This is a genomic window from Terriglobus sp. YAF25 (assembly GCF_052113305.1).
Classification (GTDB): Bacteria; Acidobacteriota; Terriglobia; order Terriglobales; family Acidobacteriaceae; genus Terriglobus.
On the sequence record NZ_JBFRCY010000343.1, the window covers coordinates 1 to 4,732 of the forward strand.

Sequence of the window (4,732 nt, forward strand, 5' to 3'; positions counted from 1 at the left end):
GATACAAACGGATGGACAACAACCTCTTGAAACATCACAGATACCCAGCAACAGGGAAAATGCTCTAGAATCTGCAGCCATGAAGAAGATTGCGTTGTTGTGCGCAGGTCTACTGGTGACTTCGGCTGCGGTGGCGGGCACGCCCGAAGAGGATGCAGTATTAGCTCCTGTACAGGCTTTCTTTGCTGGTCTTTCGGCGCGCGATGCTGCCGCGATGAAGGCTTCGTTTCTGCCCGGTGGGTCGCTGGTATTGATGCGCAACGGCAAGCCCGGACAGATGACGATTGAACAGTTCGCCGAGCGTGTGAGCAAACCAGGAACGACGAAGATTGAAGAGAAGATCCACGACCCGCTGATCCGGATCGATAACGATCTAGCGGTTGTCTGGGCTCCGTTTGACTTCTATGTCGACGGCAAGGTCGATCACTGCGGAACCGACCTCTTCAACATGGTGAAGAAAGACGGGACGTGGATGATCGCAGGGATTGCGGATACCGGGAAGAAAGATTGCAAGTAAGCTCTGTCGGGAAGCCGATATATTCGTTGCCCCATTCTTCGCGGTTGTATCGCGAAGGGTGGGGTATCGCGCTGTGCGCGACCGTTTTCAGCGTATTGAACAAACTTGGTGTCCGCCTTCAGCCAAAGATCAAAACGATCTCGCTTCGCGAGAAACCCCACCCTTCGCTTACAGCGAAGAATGGGGCAACGAATGTATAGCAGCCCGAATATGTCATTGCTGAACATAAGAAGAAAGGCCGGGCGTATGCCCGGCCTTTCTCGTTGATGCGGATGTTGTCTTACGCTGTGACCGGCTCGAGCATCGTGGCGAAGTTCTTGCCGGTGCGGGCGGCGTGGGCTTCTTTGTGGAAGGCGTAGCCGGTGATGAGCGGTAGAGCCATAGTGGCCTCGGCGTAGACCATCTGCTCCCAAGCCAGGTCGACCTTGCCCCAGCTCGAAGCTTCCTTCAGCGTGGAGCCGGAGAGGGCGCCGTCGCGCGAGTCGGCAACGGTGATCTGGATGGCGTACTTGTGCATGGCCACATCTGCATCGTCGCCGAGCAGAACTTCCGCGGCCACAACGATGTCCTGGGCGAAGTTCTTGGGAACGCCGCCGCCGACCATCAGCAGGCCGGTTACAGGATTCTCGAGCTTGATCTTGGTCAGCTCGTAGAAGTCCTTGGCGGAGTCGATGGCAACCACCGGCTTGCCGGCGGCGGTGCGTTGGTGCTGATGAGCGACCAAGCCGAAACCGGCCGAGCAGTCGGAGAAGGCCGGGCAGAAGATCGGCACGTTCTTCTCATAGGCCGCGAGCACGATCGAGTCGGCTCCGCCGTTCGCCGGGGTCTTTCCATTCTTCACCAGGTAGGCGCCCATGGCATGGATGAACTCACGCRAGGAGTAGGCGCGGGGCTCGAGCGAGTCGGCGATGATCTTGGTGGTGTCGTCGCAGATGCGGAGCTCGTCTTCGTCGATGAAGGTGTCGTAGATACGGTCGATGGCCAGATCCCGGAGATCGGCATCGTGGGCACCGTATTTGTACTCTTCGCTCGCGATCCAGTGTTTGAAGCCGAGGGCCTCGAAGAAGTCCTGATCGACAATGTTGGCGCCGGTGGAAACGATGGCGTCGACCATGTTGTTGCGGATCAGGTCAACGAAGATCTGCTTCAGGCCGGCGGAGATGAGCGAGCCGGCGAGGCAGAGGATCACGCCGCAGTCCTTATCCTGCAGCATCATCTCGTAGATCTTGGCGGCGCGGTTGAGGTCACGCGACGAATAGGCCATGTTTGCCATGGCATCGACCAGCGGAACGACGTTGTGCTGCTTGATGTCGATGTGCTGGATGGGGTTGGTCAGAAGCTCTTTTTTAGTCGGCATAACAACCTCTAGGATATCAATTTTGCACTGGAACGGCGCGGGTTTTCGTGAATTTTCGGTTGGCGGAAAAATCCTGGACTTTCGGGGCAATGTGGGGGCGGATATACTCGTCGCCATGCAAAGATTGCGGACCTTGGTGCGCTTTGGCGCGGCTGTAGCGTTGCTGCCTTTAATGGCGGCTCCGCCGACGTTTGGATGGGGGCTGGAAGGCCACATGATGATTAACCGGCTGGCGATACAGGCCCTGCCGGCGGATGTTCCGGCGTTTCTGAAGACGCCCGAAGCGATCAATGAGGTGGAATACCTGGGACCGGAGCCCGATCGCTGGCGCGACTCCACCGAACCCGAGCTGAACGCCGCGCAGGCGCCTGAGCACTTCATGGACATGGAGTGGGCTGATCTGGCTGGGCCGCTCCCGCGCAAGCGCTATGACTTTATCCGCGGGCTGGCCGCGGCGCAGTCGAAGCATCCGGATGTTCCGCTGACTCCCGAAAAGGTTGGTCTGCAACCGTACGTGACCACCGAGGTCTGGGAGCGCCTGAAGGCGGCGATGCGGGCCTACCGGACATTGTCGGCCGAGAAGAAGGATACAAAGCCGGTTGAGGCTGCAATTCTGTTCTACGCCGGCTGGCTTGGGCACTATGTCGGCGACGGCTCCAACCCGCACCATACGTCGATCCAATACAACGGCTGGACCGGGGCGAACCCAAGCGGTTACACCACCGARCACAAGATCCACGGCCTGATGGAGAGCACGTACGTCAAGGCGAACATCAAGATCGCCGAGGTCTCGCCGCTGGTCAGCAAGGAGCCGAAGCTGCTGGGCGACGTCTTCGACGATTACGTGGCCTACCTGCGGCACTCGCAGACCATGGTGGAGAAGACCTACCAGTTGGAGAAGGCGGGTGGCTTTATGGGTTCGGGCACGCCGGATGCGCGGAGCTTTATTGACGATCGCCTGGCGGCGGGAGCGAYAGAGCTGCGGGACATGATCTACACGGCCTGGGTGCGCAGTGCGGACCCGGTGCCACCGTATCGTCCGTAGATCATTTTCCTGTAGGTGTAGTCTAGGGATTCTGCATCTCTGGGCGTTTTCCGCAATGAAAACGCCGCTGCGCGATCCCTCCGGGATACCCAGCAACAGGAAAAATGATCTAGATCCAATGAATTGTGGGCGATAGAACGGGAGAGTCCATTGGACTCTCCCGTTTTTCATATTTGCAGCGTATTTACACGATCTGAACCAGATGTTGACCGCAGATTTGCAGGTTCTTCGCGGAATGGTGTCACTCTTCACGCAGCAATCAGGGCGAGGTGAGGATGGCAACTGCGGTTCGGACTCCGGTTTCTTTGCAGCCGGTTGTATGGGCGCCGGGCGATGCTGTGTTGCAAGTGGGGCCCTACCGGGCAAGGCTGGCGGTAACTGAGGCTGATCGGCTGGCGGTATATCGACTGCGCTTTGTCGTTTTCAACCTGGAGCTGAACGAGGGAAGCGAAGAGGCCTTTGCCACCGGCCACGATCGTGACCGCTTCGATGACGTGTGCGACCACATCGTCGTGGAGCGTATCGAGTGCGGAACGGTGATCGGCACTTATCGGCTGCAGACAGGCCTGCGCGCATTGCAGGCCCATGGATATTACAGCGCACAGGAATTCGATCTCAGCCCGTATGAATCGCTGCGGGAGCGGACAATCGAGCTGGGCCGGGCCTGCATTCATCGCGATCATCGCTTGCCTGAGGTCCTGAATCTGCTGTGGAAGGCAATTGCCCGCTACGCCAAAGAGCGCGATGCGCGCTGGATGATCGGCTGCTGCTCGTTGAACTCACAAGATGCGGCCGAAGGCTGGAGCGTGTTTCGCGGGCTGAAGGAGTACCAGGTGGAGGAGCCTCTCCGGACGCTTCCCCTTCCGGCACTGCGCATGGAGCGCGCCGGAGACGAGGCCGAGGTCAAGCAGCCTCCCAAGCTGCTGCGCAGCTACCTGGCGCTGGGGGCGCGGATCTGCGGAGAACCGGCGATCGACCGCGAATTCCGCACCATCGATTTTCTTACCCTTATGGATTTGGAACGGCTTCATCCTAGAATGGCTGCACGGCTGTTTGGATGAAGGGACGAGAGAGTTGATAGGTGTGTTGCGGGCGCTGCGGCGTCTGTTGTTTCTGGCAGGAATGACGGTAGTAGCGCTGACTGAAGCGGCGCTGCAAAGGGATAAGTCAGCACGGGGCAGGGCGGTTTGGATGTGCAAGTGGAGCCGCTTCGTCGTCCGTATGGCCGGTGTGCGCGTGCGCATCATCGGTGAGCCGGCCCGGCATGGTCTGCTCGTGAGCAACCACATGGGCTATGTCGACGTGCTGGTGTTGGGCTCGATTGTGCCGACGGTCTTCGTCTCAAAGGCAGAGGTGAAAGACTGGCCGGTCTTCGGCTGGTTAACTCGCATTGCCGGCACCATCTTCGTGAATCGCGAGAACCGGATGGCGACGGCCAGTGTGGCTGCGCAGATGCACGAGCGCATGGAGCAGGGATTGATGGTGCTGTTTTTCCCTGAGGGAACCAGCTCGGATGGCGAGCAGATTCGACCATTCCGTACATCGCTCTTTGAGGCGCCGGTAAGGGCCGAGGCGGAGATCTGGACGTGTTGCGTCCGCTATGCGATTCCGGGCGAGGGACGTGAGGCGGTGCGGCAGAAGGTGGCCTACTGGGGCAATATGAGCTTCGGCCCGCACATGATGAAGCTGTTCACACTAAAGACGATTGAGGCCGTGGTGGAGTACTCACCAGTGGCGATCCGCACCGAAGACCGCAAGGATGCCGCGCGGAGAAGCGAAGCGCTCATGCGCGGCATGCACGAAGAACTTGCAG

At 59.2% G+C, this 4,732-nt stretch carries 5 protein-coding genes; 4 read left to right on the forward strand and 1 reads right to left on the reverse strand.

Annotated elements, in window-relative coordinates; genetic code table 11:
• Nucleotides 1–79: 79 nt before the first annotated feature.
• On the forward strand, nt 80–517 hold the full coding sequence (locus AB4043_RS15070; RefSeq protein WP_442298852.1) for a nuclear transport factor 2 family protein: 438 nt from the start codon (nt 80–82) through the stop codon (nt 515–517).
• 280 nt (nt 518–797) lie between these two features.
• Here the strand turns inward: AB4043_RS15070 and AB4043_RS15075 are convergent, their stop codons facing one another.
• Complete coding sequence (locus AB4043_RS15075) at nt 798–1,874, reverse strand: 1,9-bis(guanidino)-5-aza-nonane synthase (RefSeq protein WP_442307407.1); 1,077 nt, start codon at nt 1,872–1,874, stop codon at nt 798–800.
• Between the two features lie 115 nt (nt 1,875–1,989).
• Between AB4043_RS15075 and AB4043_RS15080 the strand changes: the two genes are divergently transcribed.
• The 3 genes from AB4043_RS15080 to AB4043_RS15090 form a co-directional block, all read left to right on the forward strand.
• Nucleotides 1,990–2,919, forward strand: a complete 930-nt coding sequence (locus AB4043_RS15080) for a nuclease (protein WP_442307408.1) — start codon at nt 1,990–1,992, stop codon at nt 2,917–2,919.
• Between the two features lie 275 nt (nt 2,920–3,194).
• Nucleotides 3,195–3,980 carry a GNAT family N-acetyltransferase gene (locus AB4043_RS15085; RefSeq protein ID WP_442298855.1) on the forward strand — a complete coding sequence of 262 codons (786 nt, stop codon included), beginning with the start codon at nt 3,195–3,197 and terminating at the stop codon, nt 3,978–3,980.
• On the forward strand, nt 3,973–4,732 hold a 760-nt coding region (locus AB4043_RS15090; RefSeq protein ID WP_442307409.1), incomplete at its 3' end, for a lysophospholipid acyltransferase family protein. The genes AB4043_RS15085 and AB4043_RS15090, both read left to right, overlap by 8 nt.